This window comes from Pyramidobacter porci (assembly GCF_009695745.1).
GTDB classification, from domain to species: domain Bacteria; phylum Synergistota; class Synergistia; order Synergistales; family Dethiosulfovibrionaceae; genus Pyramidobacter; species Pyramidobacter porci.
In genome coordinates this window covers 42,994-63,942 of sequence record NZ_VUNH01000013.1, presented here as the reverse complement: position 1 = coordinate 63,942, position 20,949 = coordinate 42,994, and the positions used below count along the sequence as shown (strand labels likewise).

Here is a 20,949-nt window from a genome sequence, read left to right as displayed (position 1 = left end):
ATTGATTCAGAGAAAGGAAATGACGCTCATGAACAAGAAACTGACTGCTGTTTTGACGGCCGCTCTTATGGCGCTTTTCGGCGCGTCCGCCTTCGCTGCGAAAAACGGCGCGGAAGATCGGGTGATCCGCGTCGCCACGCCGGGAACTTACGCGCCCTTTACTATGTACGACGACGCTGCGAAGGAATGGTCTGGTTTTGAAATTGAATTGTGGCGAGCGATTGGAAAGAAGTTTGGTTACGAGGTCGAGTTTTTGAGGTTCGACATTCCGGCGACCTTTGCCGAACTCGATCTTGGCCGGGTCGATACTGTTGCCAAGCAGATCAGCATCACGCCGGCGCGCCAGCAAAAATATGACTTCTCGCGGCCGTTTTTCTTCAGTCCGTACTTTTTGACCGTGGCCGAATCCAACGAAGAGATCAAATCATGGAAGGACATGGCGGGGAAAACGATCGCGCTGGCTGAGGGAAGCGCCATGAACGAGTTTGTCGCGGCGCTGGATCCCGACAACAAGGTGAAAAAATTTGTGTACGAGTCCGACAAGAACATTTTCTCCGAAGTGTCGGTCGGGCGTATCGACGCCTGCCCCAGCGCGTTTATCGAGCTGCCTTACGAACTGAAGCGAAATCCCGCGCTCAAGCTGAAGTTCGTCGATCTCGACAATCCTATCTACACCGAGGTCAACGCCTACCCGTTCGCCCGCACCGAGCGGGGGCAGGCGCTTTTGAAACTGACGAACGAAGCGCTTTCGCAGATGATCGACGACGGCAGTTATGCCGGACTGTGCAAGAAGTGGTTCGGCGTGGACGTGATGGAAATGAAACCGGCCAGGGACTACCAGGCCGCTCATTCGAAGTAGCGTTTTCGTAAAAATCGTTCCCGGACGATGCGGCAGGCATTCCGAAAAAGGACGCTTGCCGCATTTTGGCGGTTTATCGAAAAGAGGGGAAAGCGCGCATGGTTTTTCAATTCGACTATTTTTTGAGGATGTTCACCATCATCTTTTCGGGATTCAAAAACACGGTCTCGATGGCGTTCATCTCGCTCATTTTCGCGGTCCTGCTCGGCTTTGTGCTGGCGGCGTCCCGATACTACGACATTCCCGTGATGAAGCAGTTTTCCGTCGTGTTCACGTCGTTTTTCCGCAGCACGCCCTTTATCGCGCAGCTCTTCGTCTTTTATTACGGTTTCGCGCAGATCTCCATGACCGTCAGGAGCCTGTCCAGCTTCTGGGCGGTCGTCATCGTGCTCTCGCTCAGTTTCGCGGCCTACATGGGCGAGAACATCCGCGGCGCCATCAGTTCGGTCGACAAGGGGCAGTTCGAGGCGGGGATCTCCATCGGCATGACGCCGTGGCAGACGATCCGCCGCATCGTGATCCCGCAGGCGGCCCGCGTCGCCGTGCCCGGCATGGTCAATTCGTTCGCCAACCTGTTCAAGTCCACGTCGCTGGCCTTCACCGTCGGCGTCATGGACATGACGTCCTGCGCCAAAAACGAGGTCAACCTGACCTATCGCTATCTGGAAGGGTTCATCGCCCTGCTGCTCATTTACTGGGTCATCCTCGCCCTCGTCTCCTACGCGCAGGCGGTGCTGGAACGCTACATGAACAGGCCTTACGTGCAGGAGGGGCAGTAGATGAGCGGGCTGCCCATATTGACGGTGTCCGGTCTGAAAAAAAGCTTCGGCGCGCTCGAGGTCCTGAAGGGCGTCAGTCTTTCGGTCGCAGAGGGCGAGATCATCTCGATCATCGGCCCTTCGGGAACGGGCAAATCCACCCTGCTGCGGTGCATCAACTATCTGGAACGTCCCACCGCGGGGGTGATCGCCATCGACGGCGTCAGCGTGGACGCTTCCCGGAGCCGCCGTAGGGATGTTTACGCGCTGCGCAGAAAGGCCGCCATGGTCTTCCAGAACTATAACCTGTTCCGGAACAAGACGGCGCTTGAAAACATCATGGAACCCATGACGCAGGTGCAGAAGGTTCCCTGCGGCGAGGCCAGGGAAGAGGCCGAGAGGATCCTGAAGGTCATCGGGCTGTTCGACAAGCGCGACGTCTATCCGGCCCACCTGTCGGGCGGGCAGCGGCAGCGGATCGGCATTGGCAGGGCCATGGCCGTCAGGCCCAGAGTCATGCTTTTCGACGAGCCCACTTCCTCCCTCGATCCCGAACTGGTCAACGAGGTGCTGGAAGTTATCCGGCAGCTGGCCTCGGAGCATCGCATGACGATGCTCATCGTGACGCACGAGATGCGTTTCGCGCAGGAGATCTCGGACCGCGTCCTGTTCATGGACAACGGGGGAATCGCCCTTGAAGGAACTCCGCAGGAAATCTTCGGCGGCGATAACCCGAGAGTGCGCAAGTTCGTGGGCTCCGTGGCTTGAGGCGCGCCGGTGTCGAGCGCAGAGCAAACGCCGGATCGCCTCCGCCGGGGAACGGGGCCTGACGGCATGGACCGCAATTTCGTCGCGGTTGCGGCGCGGCTCAGAAAAGAGCTTTACGAAGAGTACGGCGCCTTTTACTACGTGCCGATGGCGGAATCCCGCTCCGTGCAGCTTCCCGTCACCGTGGGGTGCAGCTATGGCCGCTGCCTCTTCTGCGACCTGAATCACGGGCTGGCCTACCGGGAGCTTTCCTGCCCGGAGATACGGGACAAGGTCGGAAAATTGCGCTTTCTCCATCAATACGACCGCCGGCCCGTGCGGCGCTGTCTTTTGTCCGGAGGGAACCCGTTCTTTTTGTCCGCGGAGAAACTGCTGTGGATCGCCGGGGAGCTACGCGGCGCCTTTCCCGAGTGCGAGTCCGTCTCCTGCTTCGCACGGGCGGACGACGTGATGAAAAAGTCGGCGGAGGAACTCGAGACCCTGCACGCAGCCGGATATGACCGCCTGTGTCTGGGGATCGAGTCGGGGTCGGAGCGGGTGCTTCGCTATCACGAGAAGGGAGTGGGGCGCGCCGGGAACGCCGAGGCCATGAGGAAGCTCGACGCCGCCGGGATAAGCTATTCGGTCTACATCATCCTGGGGCTGGGCGGACGGGCTCTTTCCGGCGAGCACATCGCCGAGACGGCAAGCCTGCTGAACGGAGCTCATCCGTTCGAGCTGACGGTGGTGAACCTGGTGCTGTTCAGAGGAGCTCGTCTGGCGGAGCGCGTACGGGCGGGCGAGTTCAAGCGGCTTCGGCCGCTCGAGGCTCTGGGCGAGGGGCGGCGTCTTCTCTCGCTGCTGGAAATACCGACCGTCTACGACGGAACTCACAAGACCAACGCCTTTCCGCTGAAAGGGCGTCTGCCGGAGCACAAGGCGCTCCTGCTGCGCCGGTTGGACTGGGCCATCGAGCGTCTGAGCCGCGGGAACGTGCAGGGATACGAGATGCGAAGGTGGCGCAACTGGTTCACAGAGTGACGCCCTGCGTCGGGAAAAATCGGCGTCTGCCGTGAATGTGAGGAAAAAGCGTGTCATACAAATTCTCGATTATAAAGGGTGAACACAAGGGCGCTGCGAGGGAGATTCACAAAGCGAGCTGCGCAGCAGTCGAGGTCGTTCTGAGCGACCGAACTCCCCCGCAGTACCGGGGCGCGCCGCCTTTTGCGGGCGCCGTTTCATCGCCGCTGTTTTTTCGTCGTATTCTCGCAATGTGCTGAATTATGAAAAAAATAATCCTCAAAACGTGGCACGTGTGCTATAATGCCGCTAACTTTTCAGAAAAGACGGCGAGGGGTTTTCCGCCGCGTCTGAAAAACTTGTCATCTGAGGAGCGAAGGATAATGGAAAGAGAGAGTTTCAAGTCGCGGATCGGTTTCATCCTGGTCAGCGCCGGCTGCGCGATCGGCATCGGCAACGTGTGGAAGTATCCCTGGCTGGTGGGGCAGAACGGCGGCGGCATTTTCGTGCTGTTCTACCTGCTGTTTTTGATCTGTATGGGCATTCCCGTGCTGACGATGGAGCTGGCGGTGGGACGCGCCAGCCGCAAGAGCGCCGTCAAGGGCTACGAGACGCTGGAACCGGCCGGCAGCAAATGGCACGTGCACGGCTGGTTCTGCGTGGCGGGCAACTATCTGCTGATGATGTACTACACGACGGTTTCCGGCTGGATGCTGTCGTACTTCTTCAAGTTCACTTTCGGCACGTTCGACGGCATGGCGGCCGAGAAGGTGAACGGGGTCTTCGGCGGCATGCTCGGCAATCCCGAGGAGATGGCGCTGTGCATGGCGCTGACGGTGATCGGCGGCTTTTTGGTCTGTTCCATGGGGATGCAGAAAGGACTGGAGAAGGTCACCAAGTGGATGATGCTCGGTCTGCTGGCGCTGATCGTGGTGCTGGCGGTGCACAGTCTGCTGCTGCCGGGAGCCGGCGAGGGGGCGCGCTTTTATCTGCTGCCCAGCGTGACGCGCATGAAAGCTTCCGGACTCGGCAACGTGATCATGGCGGCCATGAACCAGTCGTTCTTCACGCTCAGCCTCGGCATCGCCTCGATGGAGATCTTCGGCAGCTATATGTCGGATCAGTTCACTCTCACCGGCGAAGCCGTGCGCATCGTCGCGCTCGACACCTTCGTGGCGTTCATGGCCGGGCTGATCATCTTTCCTGCCTGCTTCAGCTTCGGCGTGCAGCCCGACGCCGGCCCGTCGCTGATCTTCCTCACGCTGCCCAAGGTCTTCATCAACATGGAGGCGGGCCGCTTGTGGGGTTCGCTGTTCTTCCTGTTCATGACCTTCGCCAGCTTTTCGACGGTGATTACCGTGTTCGAAAATATCCTGGCCGCCTGCATGGACAACTTCGGCTGGTCGCGCACCAAGTCCGTGTGGTTCAACTGCGCCTTCGTGCTCGTGACCAGCGTGCCCTGCGTGCTGGGCTACAATCTGTGGAGCGACGTCCGCATCCTCGGCTCGCGCGACGTGCTCGACAGCGAAGACTTTGTCGTCAGCAATTTGCTGCTGCCGCTGGGATCGCTGATCTATCTGCTGTTCTGCGTGACGAAATGGGGCTGGGGCTTCGACAAATACCTGGCGGAGTGCAACAAAGGCGCGGGCATCAAGATGAGCCGCCGCTTCAAGCCTTATTTTCAGTTCGTGCTGCCGCTGCTGATCCTGGCGATCCTGATCCAGGGGCTGATGTAACAAACAAAGAGGACTTCCCGCGTGCGGGGAGTCCTCTTTTTGCGGCATCGGAAAAATGAAAAGCGATCGAAGGCTGATGAAAACTCGATTATCGGCTTTCAGCGGCTTCAGTTGTTCCACGTGGAACATCGCGTGCGAAAAATCGTTCGCCGGTATTCACTGTCGGAAGGCGCGCGTCGGAGGGAAATCTGTCAGCAGATCCGCGGCAGGATCTCGCCGACGGGCATGTCGACGATGCGGGAACCGCCGAGCCGGGTCTTCATGCCCACGAGCCCGGCATGTTCCGCCGTGACGGTGCCGATAAGGGCGGCGTCGCGTCCCAGCGGGTGGCGGCGGAGCCGCGCGAGCGCGTTCCCCGTTTCTGCCGGGGCGCAGGCGATCAGGGCGCAGCCTTCGCTGGCGAGGTAGAGCGGATCGAAGCCGAGGATGTCGCAGATGGCGGCGACGGAGGGATGGAATGCGAGGCGTTCCTCTTCGATCTCCATGCCGAGCCCCGCGGCTTCGGCCCATTCGCAAAGCACGGTGCCGAGGCCGCCGCGCGTGCAGTCGCGCATGCAGCGCAGGCCTTCGAGCGACAGCAACGGTTCCAGCAGGGGCCAGAGGGCGGCGCAGTCGCTTTCCAGGCCGCCGCGGTCAAGCCCGTAGCGCAGCGCGGCGATAACCGCGCCGTGGCGTCCCGGCGTGGTGGAGAGAATCAGCGCATCGCCGGGACGCAGGCGGTTCATGCCCAGCGGCCGGGGCGTGACGGCATGGCCGAGGGCGGTGACGTTGAAAAACGCGCCCTCGCAGGCGCCGTGAGGCACCACTTTCGTGTCGCCGGCCGCCAGCGTGGCGCCGAGGACTTCGCACTGCCGGGCCGCGCTCCGCACGAGGCGCAGCAATTCCGCGCGCGGCAGCCCTTCCTCGATGATCATGCCCAGCGTCAGCCACTGCGGCCTGACGCCGCGCACCGCCAGATCGTTCGTGGCGCCGCAGACGGCCAGGTGCCCCATGTCGCCGCCGGGGAAAAATCGCGGCGAGACCGTGAAGCCGTCGGTGGTGACGGCCAGGTTCCCCTCGATAAACGTGCAGTCTTCGCAGCCGCCTTTCTGACCGTCGCAGGCGGCGAAATTCTTTATGACGGAGGCGACGAGGTCGGCCGTGAGGCGGCCGCCGCTTCCTTCGCCCAACGAGATCAGTTCGCTCATAGTCTTCCCCCCCGGCGGCCGTAACGGTACCACGCGCCGCAGCTTCCTTCCGACGAAACCATGCAGGGGCCGACGGGCTCCTGCGGCGTGCAGACCTTCCCAAAAAGAGCACACTGCGGCGGCGCGAGACGGCCGCGCAGCACTTCGCCGCAGCGGCAGCCGGGAATGGGGGCGCTGACGGCGGACGGCAGATCCAGCTTGGCGCGGGCGTCGCAACACGCATAGGGAGCGCGCAGTTTCAGCCCCGACTGCGGGATCGACCCCAGCCCGCGCCAGACGCTGTCGCAGGGCGTAAAACATTCGTCGATCAGCGCCCGGGCGCGCGGATTGCCGCGATCGCGCACGCCGCTCGGATAGGCGTTGACGACGCGCGGCTCGCCGCGTACGGCCTGCGACAGCAGCGCGCACAACGCCAGCAGGATCTGCTCTCCCTCGAAGCCGCCCACGGCGCAGGCGAGGCGGTACTTTTCGGCCAGGATCCCGTAAGGCTCCAGCCCGATAATGCTCGAGACGTGACCCGGCAGCAGAAACCCCTTCACGCCGGTCAGCGGATCCTGCGCCAGCAGCTCGAGCGCCGGGAGGACCCGCTTATGCTCGACCAGCACGGAAACGTTGCCGACGCCGAGGCGTTTCGCTTCTTGAAGAAGCAGGGCCGTCTGCGGCGTGGTCGTCTCGAAGCCGACGGCGAAAAAAACGAATTCGCGCCGCGGTTCGTTCAGCGCCAGCGGGATCACGTCCATGGCGCTCATGACCACGCGCACGTCGCCGCCGCGGCCCGCCGCTTCGCGCAGCGAGCCGCCCCGTCCGGGAACGCGGAGCATGTCTCCGTAGCTGCATAGCGTCACGCCGGGGAGCGAAGCCGCCGCGATAGCCTGGTCGACGTCGGCCTGATCGGTGACGCAGACGGGGCAGCCGGGGCCGGAAAGCAGCACGACGTTTTCCGGCAGCAGCGAGCGCAGGCCGCTGCGGAAGATCGACACCGTGTGAGTGCCGCAGACTTCCATCAGCCTGACGGGGCCTATGCGCCGGGCCAGTTCCGCCAGCGTCTGCGCGGCGCTAGAAAGGAAGCTGGCCTGCATCGCCGGCGCCTTCCCGAATTTCGGCCCAGAGCGCTTCCAGTTCGGCGCCGTCGCGTTCGTCGACTTTTTCGATGGCAAAACCTGCATGCACCAGCACGAGATCCCCCACGGCCGGCGCGTCCAGCAGGTCGACGCGGATCGAACGGCGGATCGGGCCGGCCGCGGCGATCGCGCTGCCGTCGCCGCAAAGTTCTTCAATTCTATGAGGCACTGCGAGACACATCTGTCCGCCCCCCTTTTTCTGAAACTCTCCGTCAATTATACAACGGCGAAACGTTTTCGCCGCACGGCAGCCGCGCCCCGTCCGAAACGCTTTTCCAATTTGTTGCATGTTTGAACTTTGAGGCGTTTAGATCTTATTCATTTTGCGTCATTGACGTAACCGATTCTGGCGTTAAAATGAGACGGTAAAGGGCGCATGAACTGCGCGGACAAAAACATCTTTCAAGGAGTGGATTTACTATGGCAGTTGAACTTACGAAAGAGACGTATGAAGCGGCAATCGAAGCCAGCAAAAACAAACCCATGTTTATGGATTTCTGGGGCCCCAAGTGCACTCATTGCCTTGCCCTGATGCCCAGCGTCGAAGCTCTCGCCGAGAAATATGCTGACAAGGTCGATCTGTGCAAGGTTAACATCGCCGGCGGCCGCCGTGTCGCCATGGCCCTTAAAGTCATGAGCCTTCCTTCGTTCCTGTTCTTCAAGGACGGCGCCGAAGTGGCCCGTCTGAGCGGTGACACGGTCACCATCGAGCAGATCGAAGAGAACGTCAAGAAGCTCTGCGAATAACCTCGATTAACTGCAAAAGCCCGCGCGTTTTTTCGCGCGGGCTTTTTTATTGGATCTCGCACAAGTTCTGGATCGGAAATCGGTGTGGAGAGGGTTTTCGTCGCAGGGGATTTTTGTCGTGAATGAGTTTGTATTTTTGAATGGAAAATAAAGGTCGTAAATCTTTATGTTGTGGCAGAATGTCGTAAGAATATTTCTTCCTTCGCGATGTTTGGTTAAACTGCACAAAATAAATTTGTCTTTTCGCGGTTTTGGTGTATTCCTCGTACTTTTAGATCAACTGCTCTTTCATAAAAAACATTACTGATCGATCGTAAAAAACTTGAACTTTTTCTCGTTGGTTGTAAAATGAACACGGCGAAAGAAATTCGGGAGAGAGATCCCGGCCTGTTTTGTGAGGGTCGGACGCCGAAGGGGCAACGCAAAACGCTTTTCCATTGCGGAAACTCTCAGGCACAAAGGATCCCGAGCGGACGCCGCTCTGAACATACGTGCAAATCGTACGACAGAGACACATGAGCGCCAGAGAGGTGAACGTGGTGTCCTGTCGTTTTATTTTGCTCACGAACAACCCGCGCTACAAAGACCGGACCGATTTGCCCGTGCAGTTCGTCGGCGGCGCCGGAAAGGACGTTATTACCGCCGGGCGCGATCTGATCCACCAGGGCTGGGCCTTGCAGAATCATCCCCTGTACGGCAACTTCCGGCCGCACCAGCAGCCGTTCCGCACGCTGCTGATGAAAAAAGACGAAAAGGCGGGATTCGACGAATACGGCCTCAACCTGATCGAAGAAGCCGCGCTCGTCTACACGAACGATCCTTATCCGCTGACTCCGGAGCAGACGCCGTCCCGGATGGCCGCAGACTGTTCCGAGATCGACTTCGAGCTGATGAAGGAGACGCTTCTCAAGAACAATCTGATCCACTAGCGTTTTATCCGGGCACGAAACGTTTCCCTCCGCTGGGCAGAGCGTGGAACCGTTTCTGGCCATGATCTAAACGATACAGGTACCGCGCGCCGCCGGATTTTCCGGCATCAGTGCCCCGAGGAGGGGCATGGGTAACATTCAGAAGGGAGGAGTTATCTTGAAGCTTGAACTCCATAAGGTAAAGATTGACAAGATCGCGTTTGGAGACGAATTCTCCGTCAAGGGCGGGGTGCTCACCATCAACAAGAAGGCCATCATCGACCATCTGATGGATGACGATCGTCTCGCCAGTGTCGATGTGGAACTGGCCCATCCGGGCGAGAAGACCCGCATCATGCCCGTCAAGGACGTTGTCGAACCCCGCTGCAAGATCGAGGGAACCAACGAGGTGTTCCCCGGCATGATCGGCGACGTCGACACCGTCGGCGAAGGCTCCACGCTGGTCCTCGACGGCGCCGCCGTGGTTACCACCGGCCGCCTTATCGCTCCTCAGGAAGGCATCGTCGACATGTCCGGCCCCGGCGCCGAACTGACGCCGTTCTCCAAGACCAAGAACATCGTTCTGGTCCTGAACCCCGTTGAGGGGCTTGAGAACCACAACCGCGAGACGAGCTGCCGCATGGCTGGACTGAAGGCCGCCGTTTTCATCGCCCAGCAGATCAAAAAGGCCGGATTCACGGCCGACAAGGTTGAGACGTTCGAGGCTCCCTGCTACAAGGATGCCCTGGCCGCCTACCCCGGGCTTCCCAAGGTCGCCTACATCTACATGCTGCAGACTCAGGGCCTGCTTCACGATACCTATGTCTACGGTGTCGACGCCAAGAAGATCATCCCCTCGGTGATCAACGCCACCGAAGTCATGGACGGCGCCATCTGCTCCGGCAACTGCGTTTCCGCCTGCGACAAGAACAGCACTTACGTGCATCTGAACAACCCCATCATCAAGAGCCTCTACGAGCACCACGGCAAGGATCTGAACTTCATCGGCGTCGTCATTACCAACGAGAACGTAACGCTGGCCGACAAGAAGCGCAGCAGCTCCTACGCCGTCAAGCTGGCCCAGACTCTTGGCGCCGACGCGGCCGTCATCTCCGAGGAAGGCTTCGGCAACCCCGACGCCGACCTGGTCATGAACTGCTGGAAGTGCGAGCGCAAGGGCATCAAGACCGTCCTCGTCACCGACGAATACGCTAACCGCGACGGCGCCTCCCAGTCTCTGGCCGACACCTGCCCCGAGGGCGACGCCTGCGTCACCGCCGGCAACGCCAACGCCACCATCACCCTGCCCCCGATGGACAGGATCATCGGCGACACGCAGTTCGCCGACGTCATGGCCGGCGGTTTCTTCGGCTCGCTGAAGGAAGACGGCAGCATCTTCGCCGAGATCCAGATCATCACCGGCGCCACGAGTGAAGTCGGCTTCACCAAAAACGGCGCTTACACGATCTAGCGGCGAAGAATCCCTTTTTCCCAGGACAGACTCTTAAGGAGGGGAACTTATGACTTATAAAGTAGTTCATTATATCAACCAGTTCTTCGCCGGCATCGGCGGAGAAGAAAAGGCCGACATCGCGCCCGAAGTGCGCGAAGGCGTCGTCGGCCCCGGTCTGGCCCTGAAGAACGCTTTCAAGGGCGAGGCCGATATTGTGGCCACCGTCATCTGCGGCGACTCCTATTTCGCCGAGAACATGGACGCCGCTTCCGACTTCGTGGTCGAGGCCGTGAAGAAGTTCGGCGCCGACGGCTTCGTCGCCGGTCCCGCTTTCAACGCCGGCCGTTACGGCACCGCCTGCGGCGCCGTCTGCAAGGCCGTGGGCGAGAAGCTGGGCATTCCCACCGTTTCCGCCATGTACGTCGAGAACCCCGGCGTCGACCTGTACAAGAAGTACACCTACATTGTCAGCGCCGCCGACAGCGCCCGCGGACTGGGCAAGGCCGTACCCGTCATGGCCAGCATCATCCTGCGCCAGATGAAGGGCGAAAAGCTCGGCGCTCCCGCCGCCGAAGGCTATATCGAGCGCGGCGTGCGCGTCAACAAGTTCTACGACGAAGTCGGCGCGGAGCGCGCCGTGAAGATGCTGATCAGCAAGCTCAAGGGCGAGAAGTTCGAGACCGAGTACAAGATGCCCGTCTTCGACCGCGTCGAACCCCGTCCGGCGCTCAAGGACGTCACCAAGGCCACGATCGCCCTCGTCACTTCCGGCGGTATCGTGCCCTTCGGCAACCCCGACCACATCGCTGCTTCCAGCGCCCAGAACTACGGCGAGTACAACATCGCCGGCGTCGAGGATCTGAAGCAGGGCGAGTATCAGACCGCTCACGGCGGCTACGATCAGACCTACGCCAACGAGGATCCCGACCGCGTGCTTCCCGTCGACGTGATGCGCAAGCTGGAGAAGGAACACAAGATCGGCAAACTTTACGATTTCTTCTACACCACCGTCGGCAACGGCACCGGCGTCGCCAACGCCAAGCGTTTCGGCACGGAGATCGGCCAGAAGCTGCACGGCAAGGTCGACGCGGTCATTCTCACCTCCACCTGAGGCACTTGCACTCGTTGCGGTGCAACGATGGTCAAAGCTATTGAAGAGAATGCCGACGTCCCCGTGGTCCACATGCTGACGATCGTGCCGATCTCTCTGAGCGTCGGCGCCAACCGTCTGATTCCCACCGTGGCCATTCCTCACCCGCTCGGCAACCCCGCGCTGAAGCCCGAGGAGGAGTTCGCGCTTCGTTACCGCCTGGTCACTCGCGCTCTCAAGGCTCTGCAGACCCCGGTGACCGAGCAGACTGTTTTCACGGAGGACTAAGCGCCTCTCGACGGTCAGAGAGATATTCGAAACCTAAAAAAGGACGCCTTTTTTGCAAAGGCGTCCTTTTTTTTATGAGCGAATATGGATATAATATGAAAAAGATCGGAGATTTTGATTTTCTGAAGAAGGGGTGCGAAAGTTGAAAGATCTGAAAATTCTAACGGGCTGTGTCGCCGTGCTGACCGTGATTGCCGTGGGGGTCGTGCTTCAGGCGGCGCAAAACGTCTTTCTGCCTCTGGTCATCGCCTGGATCATTTCGTACATCATGGCGCCGGGCGTGCGTTTCATGACGCGCCTGAAAGTACCGGTCGAAATAACCACTTTTCTGCTGCTGGCGCTGCTGCTGTACATCACGTCGCAGGCGGGCAGCTTCCTGAGCCAACTGTTCGCCGGTTCGGCCGACAAGTTCATGAACTACTACGAACAGCTCGTCGCCATCTGGAACCAATTCTCGGCCAAATACAACATCACCGCCACTTACCTGCGGGGCGTGGACTGGGGCGGGGCGCTGCGTTCCTATATCATCGCGCTGTCGGGGTCGATCGTCACGATCCTGTCCAAGACGGTGATGGTGATCGTCTTTCTGATGTTCATTCTCTTCGGCAGTCCCTACGTGGAGTATAAAATGCGCAAGGCGTTTCCGCAGAAGAGCGGACAGGTCATGAACATTCTCGATTCGATCTCGACGCAGATCGGCCGTTTCCTTTCGGTGATGACGCTGATCAGCGGCGCGACGGGGATCCTGATCTGGCTGGGGCTGAGTTGGATCGGCGTCGATTTCGCGCCGACGTGGGGCGTTTTGGCGTTCTTCCTGAACTTCGTTCCCACGGTCGGCTCGATCGTCGCTTCGGTCCCGCCGATCCTGATTTCGGTCGTACAGTTTTATCCCGCGGCGGCCAGCGGTGTGTTCGGCATTCCGCCGCAGGTCTTTATGACGATCGGCGTGATTCTGGCGGTGCAGGTGACGATCGGCAACATCATCACGCCCAAGGTGATGGGCGACAGCATGAATCTGAGCCCGGTCATGATCCTGGTTTCGCTGCTGCTCTGGGGCTGGCTTTGGGGCGTGGCGGGAGCGCTGCTTTCCATGCCGATCGCCGGCATCATCAAGATCATCTGCGACAACGTCGATCAGTTGAAGATGGTCGGCGTGCTGATGAGTTCCGGCCAGTCGTTCGAGAAGGAATTCAAGACCGAATAGCGTCCGCCGGGAACGGCACGCGGAGCTGCGGCGGTGAAAAGAGGCGGAGGTGTTTTTTCGAGAGAAATTAAGAAAGAGGGTGGGTATGGATGAACTGGAGCGAGATCTTCATGGGGAAGAGAACTCCGGACGAAAAAGATCCCACAGCTTTTTCCGCGGGGACTGCGATGGTCGGCGGAAAGACGCTACCCCCTGCCGACGGCGAAGTCGGTTGCCAGGCTGCCGAAACCGAAACGGAAAGCGGCGGCGGTGCGGTGGGGCTTCCCCTCTGCGACGTGGCGGTGCGCATGTGCATCAGCGATACGGGGAACGCCGCCAAAGCCGCGCTTTATCTGGCGCTTTCCGAAAGCATCGACGAAGAGCGCCGTATCAAGGAGGCACTGAGCGCCTGCGGGTGGTGCAGCGTGGCCACCGAAGTGGGCGGCATTTCCGGCGAGCTTGCCGCGAAGGCCAGCCGTGCTCTGGTCGGCGCGGCGCTGAACAGCGGCGTCGTGCGCAGGAGCGCTTCGGAAATGCACGCGCTCATGCATGCGGCGCAGGAAGCCTTCAATTCCTTCATTCCCTTCGGGTTGCTTGAAGCGAGTGTCGGCGCCAAGATCGCCATCGTGCGCAATGCTCAATGGCTCGCCGTGGCCGTCGTCGGCGATGCGGCCTTTCATGCCATCGCCCATCACGAGCGCGTCGGCGTCGGCGTCATGCACATTTAAGTTATTTTCGCGCTGTCGCCTCCGGAAGAGACTTTTCAACTCTTGCGCGAAAGCTCAAGTTGTGTTAAATTCTACCAATGTAAATGGAAGATCTTTGTACGCTAGGAGGTGCACAAAGTATGAAAAAGGACATTCATCCCAATTACGTCGAATGCCAGGTGACCTGCGCCTGCGGCAACCATTTCACGACCCGCGCCACGGTCCCGGAGATCAAGGTCGGCGTGTGCTCGGCCTGTCATCCCTTCTTCACGGGCAAAAAGAGCCGCGTCGTTTCCGAAGCCGGCCGCCTCGAGAAGTTCAACAGAAAGTACGCCGGCATGAACTACGGCCAGAGAGAAGAGAGTTCGGACTAAAAAGACGGGGCCTGCGCCCCGTTTTTTTTTCAGCTGCGTTTTGCGCCCCGCCGGGGCGTTGCTGTATAAATATGCCGGGCGTTTTTCGAGTCCCCGTTTCGAGCCCGGCGTTCAAAGGAGGTTTTGAGCGATGGAGATCAAAGTTATCAACAAGACGCCCGATTTTCTGCGCACGATCTGGACGGCCGGACGTACCTGCCACAGCACCATGGCGCCGCAGGAGCTTTTCGAACTCGACGAGAGCGAGGGCAAAATGCTCAAGCTGGTGAACTTTCTGCTGAAAGCCCGCCATCTCAGCACGCTGGAGCACTGCTCCGTGACCTACGCCGTGGCGGGCGTCTCGCGCACGCTGCTGGCGCAGTACAGCCGCCACCGCATCGGCGTTTCTCTGTCGGTGCAGAGTCAGCGCTACGTCTCCGAAGGCACGGAAAAGCGCGGTCAAACGTTCGAGTACGTCACGCCGCCCACGATTGCCGCCGACCCGGCGAGATTGTCCGCCTACCAGGCCGCCATGGCCGCCGCCCAGAAGAGCTACGACGAACTGGTCGCCGCCGGCGCGCCCATGGAAGACGCGCGCTTCGCGCTGCCCGGCGGCATCTGCACGAATTTCGTCACCACGCTGAACCTGCGCTCGCTGCTCGACATCTACGAAAAGCGCGTGCTCGTCTCCGGCGCGCAGTGGGAAGTGCGCGAGATGGTGCGCCGTATGGCCGAACTGCTGGTGGAGAAGGAACCGTGGCTGGCCGGCGTTTTCGAAGGAGTCTCGCCAAAGTGACTTTTTCTGCGGCAAAAAAGTTTTTCGCGGTACTGACCGCCTCGCTGGCGGCCCTTGCCGCGGAAGCGGAAGACGGCCTTCCCGCGCCCATGCCCGTGGGGGGGCAGGCCGTCATCGAAGGCGTGCTCATGAAAGGCTACACCCGCTGGGGACTGGCGGTACGCCGCGCCGACGGCGAGATCGTCACCGAGCACTGGCCCGCCAAAAACTGGAGCAAGACGGGCTGGGGCAAAATTCCCGTCGTCCGCGGCTTCCTCAACATGATCGAGATGCTGCGCGAAGGTTTCAAGGCGCTGTCCAAGTCCGCCAGCCTCTCCCTCGGCGAGGATGACGAGATGACGACCCGCGACGTGTTTCTCACCGGTTTGGTCGCGGCCGTCATGGTGATCGGGCTGTTCATCGTGCTGCCCGTCTACGCCGCCGACTGGATCCGGCGCGCCGCTGGGCTGTCGGCCTGGAGCGGGCACCTGATCGAAGGCTGCGTGCGCGGCCTGGTGTTCGTCGGCTATCTGGGCATGATCGGCCTGTGGAAAGACATGGCCCGCATGCTTGCCTACCACGGAGCCGAACACAAGACCATCAATGCCTACGAGTCCCGCCGCCCCATGACGGTGGAGTCGGTGTGCCGCTGTTCGCGCCTGCACCCCCGCTGCGGCACGTCGTTTTTGCTCATTGTCGTGATCGTCAGCATCGTCGTCTTCTCCCTGGCCGGCCCCGGCGGCATCGTCTGGCGCGTCGGCTCGCGCGTCTGCCTGGTCCCCGTGGTCGTCGGCGTGTCCTACGAGTTCATCCGCGCCATGTCGCGGCTGGGGCGCGCCGGGCGCTGCGTCATGGCGCCGGCCATGTCGCTCCAGTATCTGACCACGAGAGAGCCGGGGGCCGATCAGGTGGAAGTGGGCATCCGCTCCCTCGAAGAAGCTCTCGATCTGAAATTCGATTCTGACCGCACGGAGGCCGTCTGAATGAACCTGGAACCAAAACTGCGCGAACTGGAAGCGCTTTACGTCGAACTTGAAAGGAAGATGGCCGACCCCGTTGTCGTCTCCGACCTCAAGGAGATGCAGAGCCTCGGCAGGAAACACGCCGAACTGGAGGAAGTCGTCGGCGACTACCGCCGCTACCGGCAGGTCCGGGATGAGATCGCCGAAGCCAGAGAGCTGGCCGGCGGCGGCGATCACGAGCTGGCCGAGCTGGCCAAGATGGAGTTGGAAGAGAAGGAGCCGCTGCTCGGCGAGATCGAAGAGCAGCTGCGCGTCGCCCTGCTGCCCAAGGATCCCAACGACGAGAAAGACGTCATCATGGAGATCCGCGCCGGCACCGGCGGCGACGAAGCCAGCCTGTTCGCCGCCGACCTGTTCCGCATGTATTCGCGCTATGCCGAGCGTGAGGGCTGGAAGCTCGAGATCGTCGACGAGAACGAGACCGAAGTCGGCGGCTACAAAGAAATCGTGCTTCAGATTCACGGCCACGGCGTGTACAGCCAGCTCAAATACGAGAGCGGCGTGCACCGCGTGCAGCGTGTCCCCGCCACCGAAGCGGGCGGACGCATCCACACCTCGGCGGCGACCGTCGTCGTCATGCCCGTCGCCGACGACATTGACATCGAGATCCGTCCCGAAGATCTGAAGATCGACACCTACCGATCCAGCGGCGCGGGCGGACAGCACGTCAACATGACCGACTCGGCCGTGCGCATCACGCACCTGCCCACCGGGCTGGTGGTCACCTGCCAGGACGAGCGCTCGCAGATCAAAAACCGCGCCAAAGCCCTGCAAGTGCTCAAGACCCGCCTCTACGACGCCGAAGTGGAGAAGCAGCGCAGCGCCGAATCGGCCGAGCGCAAGGGCATGATCGGCTCCGGCGACCGCTCCGAGCGCATCCGCACCTACAACTATCCGCAGAACCGCGTCACTGACCACCGCATTGGCCTGACGCTCTACAAGCTCGAATACATGATGGACGGCGACCTCTACGAGATGATCAAGGCGCTTGTCATGGCCGAACAGGCTGCCAAGCTCGAAGCCCTCGATGGAGTATAAGCCCGGCACGCTGGGCGAACTGCGCGCGCTTTTGGCCGCCGAGCTGAAGGAACTTGATTCGCCGCTTCTCGAAGCCGACCTGATCCTCGCTCATTACGCCGGCAAAGACCGCGCCTGGGTCCACGTCCATCTGCCCGACGCCGCGCCCGCCGCCGTGGCGGAAGCGGCGCTGTCGGCCTGCGCGCGGCGCAAGGCGCGCGAGCCGCTGCAATATGTCTTGGGCTGCTGCGATTTCGACGGCCTTTCGCTGCTCGTCGAGGCGGGCTGCCTCGTGCCGCGCCCCGAAACGGAGCTGCTGGTGGAATGCGCGGCGGCGAACTTCGACGGCGGCGCGTTCCTCGACTGGGGCACGGGAACGGGGTGCATTGCCGTGGCGCTGCTGAACCGCTTTCCGAACGCGCGGGCGCTGATGGCGGAAAAAAATCCCGCCAGCCTGCGCTGCGCGCGCCGCAATCTGGAAAAGTTCGGTTTTGCGTCCCGCGCCCGCCTGATCGCCAGCGAGGCGCCCGAAGACATTCCCGACTGCGAAGTCTCTCTTGTGGTCTCCAACCCGCCGTACATCCCTTCCGGCGAAATCGAGCGTTTGATGCCCGAAGTTTCGTGCTACGAGCCGCGACTGGCCCTCGACGGCGGCCCCGACGGGCTGGAGCCGTACCGCCGGCTTTTTGAGCTCTGCGGGCGCGTGCTGCGCCCGGGCGGCTTCTTCTGCGTCGAGTACGGCGGCGGCGCACAGACGGAAGCGCTGCGCGCCTTGGCCCCGAAAACTTTTCGCGAAACGGTTTTTTTGCGTGATATTGCTGGCTGCGACAGAGTGATGGGGTGGCGATTTGCCGATGCTTTGCCGCAATAAAACTTTTCTTGAGTTTGATATAATCTCAAATATGTTTCTTGTTTACACCCGCTGCTTGTCAGCGGAGATCTTCGTGCAGAGAGGAAGAATTTAGATGGAAGAAAGAGATGTTGTCATCATCGGCGGAGGCCCTGCCGGAATGGCTGCGGCCGTTTATTGCCGGCGCGCCGGCCTGAAGACGGTCGTGCTGGAGAAGGGCAACTGGGGCGGCGCGATCAATCGCACCGAAGAGATCGAAAATTACCCCGCCATCAAACACAGCAGCGGCCCCGAGATCGGCAAAATGTTCGTCGAGCACGCCAAGGCTTTCAACGCCGAAATGGTCGACTGCACCGTCAACAGCATCAAGGAAGACGGCAAGTTCAAGGTCGTCGGCACCAGCAAGGGCGATTACAAGGCCAAGGTCGTCATCGTGGCGACCGGCGCCGAGTTCCGCAAGCTGGGCTGCCCCGGCGAAGCCGAGTACACCGGCAAGGGCGTGAGCTACTGCGCGACCTGCGACGCCGCTTTCACCGAAGGCGTCGACGTGGCCGTGGTCGGCGGCGGCAATACGGCCGTCGAAGAGGGCTGCTACCTGACCCAGTTCGCCAATAAAGTTTACATCATCCATCGCCGCGACCAGTTCCGCGCCGACGAGATGGCCGTCGAGCGCATGCTCAAGAACCCCAAAGTCCAGCCCGTCTACAGTTCGGTCGTCGAATCGATCGAGGGCGACGGCGACTTCGTGCAGAAGGTCGTGCTGAAGAACGTCAAGACCGGCGAGATCAGCGACCTGCCTGTCGAGTTCGTGTTCATGTTCGTCGGCACCGAGCCCAACAACGAGCTTGTCAAGAATCTCGTCAAGTGCACCGAAAAGGGCGGCTGGGTCGTGGCCAACAGCAACATGGAAACCAGCGTCCCCGGCATCCTCGCCGCCGGCGACGTGCGCGACACGCCGCTGCGTCAGGTCATCACCGCCGCCGCCGACGGCGCCGAAGCCGGCATGTCCGCTTACAAGTACATCGCCGAGAACTTCTAGTTTTTCATCGAGCAGACGAAGAGAATCCCGCGAACCGTTTTCCGTCGGTTCGCGGATTTTTTTTCGCCGTGCGAAAAATGGAAGAAAGCGGACGGTCTTTCATTGGGGCGCTTATATTATTTCTTGATAAAAGCATTAACATAGTTTGCTGGGAGCTGCGAGGGAGTTCAGTCGCTCAGAAGGAGCTCGACTGCTGCGCAGTCTGCGCAGCCCGCTTTGTGGATCTCCTTCAGGGGAAAGGACATTCATTGTTTGAGTCACGGCTTGCTCCGCTCCGAAGTGCGGCGTCTTCGATGAAGTCGCTTCATTGAGAAAGAGAGTGACAAAGTAAAACTTTTCCCTGACCTGTATTGACATTCGGCTGACTTCCTGCTATTCTCTCATGCGTAATAGATGCGTTAGCACTCCTTTTAATTGAGTGCTAATAACATGGAAGGAGGTGCGAGGCCGTGCTTACAGAACGGCAGCTTGAGATAGTTTTCGCCGTGGTGTACGAGTACATCAAGACCGGCGAACCGGTGGGCTCGCGCACGATTTCGCGCAAGTTCCTCAAGAGCCACAGCGCGGCGACGATCCGCAACGAAATGTCCGATCTGGAAGAGATGGGCTATTTCTCCCAGCCCCACTCATCGGCGGGACGGCTGCCCACTTCCATGGCGTATCGCGTGTACGTCAATTCGATCCTGCACCGCCCCTCGTCGCCTCCGCCGGAGATCAGCCGCTGGGTGCACCAGGTCGCCGATCAGCTGCAAAGTTTGGACGAGCGTCTGGCCGAAGCGGCCCGTTTTTTGGGGCGCTTCACACGCTGTTTCAGCGTCGCCGCCGTTTCCGCGCTCGAAGGACTGAAGCTGCGCAAGGCCGATTTCATCCGGCTGGCGCCGGAGATCCTGCTGATCCTGCTGGTGATGGAAAACGGCGCCGTGCACCACAGCCGCGTGCGCGTTTCGCCCGACGTGACGCAGGAGCAGCTGGAGCAGCTGGCCGCGGTCATCGACCGCGCCGCGGGCGGAATGCCGTGGAACGACGTGCGCGGCGAGCTGCTCGAGTATCTTTCGAGGGCGATGGCCGAACGCTGGCGGGACATCGAAGACATCTTTATCGCCATCGACGAGATGATGAGCGGCGACGGCCTGACCCTTTCCACCGGCGGCATGCGCGAGGTCTTCGTCTCCGACGGCGGAGAGGCGTCCGACGAGCGGCGCGGCCGCATCCAGGCCATCTCTTCGCTGATGGACACGCGCGAGGATCTGGAAGACTTCATTTCCGATTACGCCGCTTCCGAGGGGCTGAAAGTGACCATCGGCGACGAGAACGAGCGTCCCGCCATGCAGAACTGTTCGGTCATGATGTCCACCGCCACCGGCGGAGGGCGCAAGGCCGTGGTGGGGCTGGTGGGGCCGCTGCGCATGAATTACGAGAACTCGATCGCGGTGCTGGAGGCCGTTCTGAACGGCTTGAACCGTCCCGTGACCGAGAAGGAGGAATCATGATATGGAAGACGATTTGAAAAAAACGACGGCGGAGACCCCCGCAGCGGAAGAGTGCCCCGAGAACCAGAGCGCGCCCGAGGCGGAAACGCCCGCGGACGAAACGCAGCGGAAAATCGACGAACTGACGGCGCAGTACCAGCAGATGCGCGAACTCGCCGCCCGCGCGCAGGCCGACGGCATCAACTACCGCAACTGGGCCGAGCGCGAGATGAAGCGGCTCAAGGCGTACGGCAGCGAGCGTGCGGTCCTCGCCATGCTGCCCGTGTTCGACAACCTCGAACGCGCCCTCGGTTCGGCCGAGTCCGATCCCGCCTCGATCAAGGAAGGCGTACGCATGGTCCGGCAGCAGTTCGCCGACGCGCTCAAAGATCTTGGCGTGACGGAGCTGGATCCCGCGGGCAAACCGTTTTCGCCCGCGGAGCACGACGCCATGGGCATGGTGCCCGTCGACGACAAGGCGCAGGACGGGCTTGTCCACACAGTCGTGCGCAAGGGCTTCCAGATGGCCGAGAAGGTTATCCGTCCGGCTCTGGTCATGGTCGGCCGTTACGCCGAAAACGAACCGGAAGGGAACGGGGAACAGCAGTAACAGGGTAATA

The 20,949-nt window shown here is 60.9% G+C and carries 22 protein-coding genes and 1 riboswitch; of the genes, 19 read left to right on the top strand and 3 right to left on the bottom strand.

Annotated features, from left to right (window positions below; genetic code table 11):
* The first annotated feature begins 28 nt into the window (after positions 1-28).
* The 5 genes from FYJ74_RS11045 (at position 29) to FYJ74_RS11025 (ending at position 5,120) form a co-directional block, all read left to right on the top strand.
* On the top strand, positions 29-859 hold the full coding sequence (locus FYJ74_RS11045; RefSeq protein ID WP_154529628.1) for a transporter substrate-binding domain-containing protein: 831 nt from the start codon (positions 29-31) through the stop codon (positions 857-859).
* Between the two features lie 98 nt (positions 860-957).
* A complete protein-coding gene (locus FYJ74_RS11040) occupies positions 958-1,638 on the top strand; it encodes an amino acid ABC transporter permease (RefSeq protein WP_195838897.1) in 681 nt (226 codons plus the stop codon).
* Positions 1,639-2,385, top strand: coding sequence for an amino acid ABC transporter ATP-binding protein (locus tag FYJ74_RS11035; RefSeq protein WP_154529626.1), 747 nt, complete (start codon positions 1,639-1,641; stop codon positions 2,383-2,385).
* Between the two features lie 66 nt (positions 2,386-2,451).
* On the top strand, positions 2,452-3,405 hold the full coding sequence (locus tag FYJ74_RS11030) for a radical SAM protein (RefSeq protein ID WP_154529625.1): 954 nt from the start codon (positions 2,452-2,454) through the stop codon (positions 3,403-3,405).
* A 362-nt stretch (positions 3,406-3,767) separates the two neighbouring features.
* On the top strand, positions 3,768-5,120 hold the full coding sequence (locus FYJ74_RS11025; RefSeq protein WP_154529624.1) for a sodium-dependent transporter: 1,353 nt from the start codon (positions 3,768-3,770) through the stop codon (positions 5,118-5,120).
* Between the two features lie 191 nt (positions 5,121-5,311).
* Here FYJ74_RS11025 and hypE read toward each other — a convergent pair whose 3' ends face one another.
* The 3 genes from hypE to FYJ74_RS11010 are packed head-to-tail and all read right to left on the bottom strand — an operon-like array spanning position 5,312 to position 7,609.
* A complete protein-coding gene (gene hypE / locus FYJ74_RS11020; RefSeq protein WP_154529623.1) occupies positions 5,312-6,307 on the bottom strand; it encodes a hydrogenase expression/formation protein HypE in 996 nt (331 codons plus the stop codon).
* On the bottom strand, positions 6,304-7,386 hold the full coding sequence (gene hypD, locus FYJ74_RS11015) for a hydrogenase formation protein HypD (RefSeq protein WP_154529622.1): 1,083 nt from the start codon (positions 7,384-7,386) through the stop codon (positions 6,304-6,306). The genes hypE and hypD overlap by 4 nt, the downstream gene beginning before the upstream one ends.
* Positions 7,364-7,609: a HypC/HybG/HupF family hydrogenase formation chaperone gene (locus FYJ74_RS11010; protein WP_154529621.1), complete on the bottom strand. Its 246-nt coding sequence runs from the start codon at positions 7,607-7,609 to the stop codon at positions 7,364-7,366. The genes hypD and FYJ74_RS11010 overlap by 23 nt, the downstream gene beginning before the upstream one ends.
* Before the next feature lie 239 nt (positions 7,610-7,848).
* Here FYJ74_RS11010 and FYJ74_RS11005 point away from each other — a divergent pair, with 239 nt between their 5' ends.
* From FYJ74_RS11005 to FYJ74_RS10940, 14 genes are all read left to right on the top strand, one after another.
* Positions 7,849-8,175: a thioredoxin family protein gene (locus tag FYJ74_RS11005; RefSeq protein WP_009165176.1), complete on the top strand. Its 327-nt coding sequence runs from the start codon at positions 7,849-7,851 to the stop codon at positions 8,173-8,175.
* A 361-nt stretch (positions 8,176-8,536) separates the two neighbouring features.
* A riboswitch (glycine riboswitch) is annotated at positions 8,537-8,651 on the top strand.
* Between the two features lie 39 nt (positions 8,652-8,690).
* Positions 8,691-9,104, top strand: a complete 414-nt coding sequence (locus FYJ74_RS11000; protein ID WP_154529620.1) for a GrdX family protein — start codon at positions 8,691-8,693, stop codon at positions 9,102-9,104.
* A gap of 157 nt (positions 9,105-9,261) precedes the next feature.
* On the top strand, positions 9,262-10,554 hold the full coding sequence (locus FYJ74_RS10995) for a glycine/sarcosine/betaine reductase component B subunit (RefSeq protein WP_154529619.1): 1,293 nt from the start codon (positions 9,262-9,264) through the stop codon (positions 10,552-10,554).
* Positions 10,555-10,603: 49 nt separating this feature from the next.
* Positions 10,604-11,914 (top strand): glycine reductase complex selenoprotein B, encoded by a 1,311-nt coding sequence (gene grdB / locus FYJ74_RS10990; protein ID WP_154529618.1) that lies wholly within the window; start codon positions 10,604-10,606, stop codon positions 11,912-11,914.
* A 142-nt stretch (positions 11,915-12,056) separates the two neighbouring features.
* On the top strand, positions 12,057-13,118 hold the full coding sequence (locus FYJ74_RS10985) for an AI-2E family transporter (protein ID WP_154529617.1): 1,062 nt from the start codon (positions 12,057-12,059) through the stop codon (positions 13,116-13,118).
* 89 nt (positions 13,119-13,207) lie between these two features.
* Positions 13,208-13,825, top strand: coding sequence for a HutP family protein (locus FYJ74_RS10980; RefSeq protein WP_229769471.1), 618 nt, complete (start codon positions 13,208-13,210; stop codon positions 13,823-13,825).
* Positions 13,826-13,944: 119 nt separating this feature from the next.
* On the top strand, positions 13,945-14,178 hold the full coding sequence (gene rpmE, locus FYJ74_RS10975; RefSeq protein WP_154529616.1) for a 50S ribosomal protein L31: 234 nt from the start codon (positions 13,945-13,947) through the stop codon (positions 14,176-14,178).
* Between the two features lie 130 nt (positions 14,179-14,308).
* Entirely contained in the window at positions 14,309-14,953 is a 645-nt protein-coding gene (gene thyX / locus FYJ74_RS10970; protein WP_154529615.1) for an FAD-dependent thymidylate synthase, read from the top strand.
* Entirely contained in the window at positions 14,950-15,915 is a 966-nt protein-coding gene (locus tag FYJ74_RS10965) for a DUF1385 domain-containing protein (protein WP_326830938.1), read from the top strand. The genes thyX and FYJ74_RS10965 overlap by 4 nt, the downstream gene beginning before the upstream one ends.
* On the top strand, positions 15,916-16,992 hold the full coding sequence (gene prfA / locus FYJ74_RS10960) for a peptide chain release factor 1 (protein ID WP_154529614.1): 1,077 nt from the start codon (positions 15,916-15,918) through the stop codon (positions 16,990-16,992).
* On the top strand, positions 16,982-17,842 hold the full coding sequence (prmC, locus tag FYJ74_RS10955; RefSeq protein ID WP_154529613.1) for a peptide chain release factor N(5)-glutamine methyltransferase: 861 nt from the start codon (positions 16,982-16,984) through the stop codon (positions 17,840-17,842). Before prfA ends, prmC begins: the two co-directional genes overlap by 11 nt.
* A gap of 94 nt (positions 17,843-17,936) precedes the next feature.
* The gene (locus FYJ74_RS10950; RefSeq protein ID WP_154529612.1) at positions 17,937-18,860 is read left to right on the top strand and encodes an NAD(P)/FAD-dependent oxidoreductase; all 924 of its coding nucleotides are present in this window, start codon (positions 17,937-17,939) and stop codon (positions 18,858-18,860) included.
* A gap of 449 nt (positions 18,861-19,309) precedes the next feature.
* The gene (gene hrcA, locus FYJ74_RS10945) at positions 19,310-20,350 is read left to right on the top strand and encodes a heat-inducible transcriptional repressor HrcA (protein WP_326830937.1); all 1,041 of its coding nucleotides are present in this window, start codon (positions 19,310-19,312) and stop codon (positions 20,348-20,350) included.
* A 1-nt stretch (position 20,351) separates the two neighbouring features.
* Positions 20,352-20,939, top strand: a complete 588-nt coding sequence (locus FYJ74_RS10940; protein WP_154529611.1) for a nucleotide exchange factor GrpE — start codon at positions 20,352-20,354, stop codon at positions 20,937-20,939.
* Positions 20,940-20,949 lie beyond the last annotated feature (10 nt).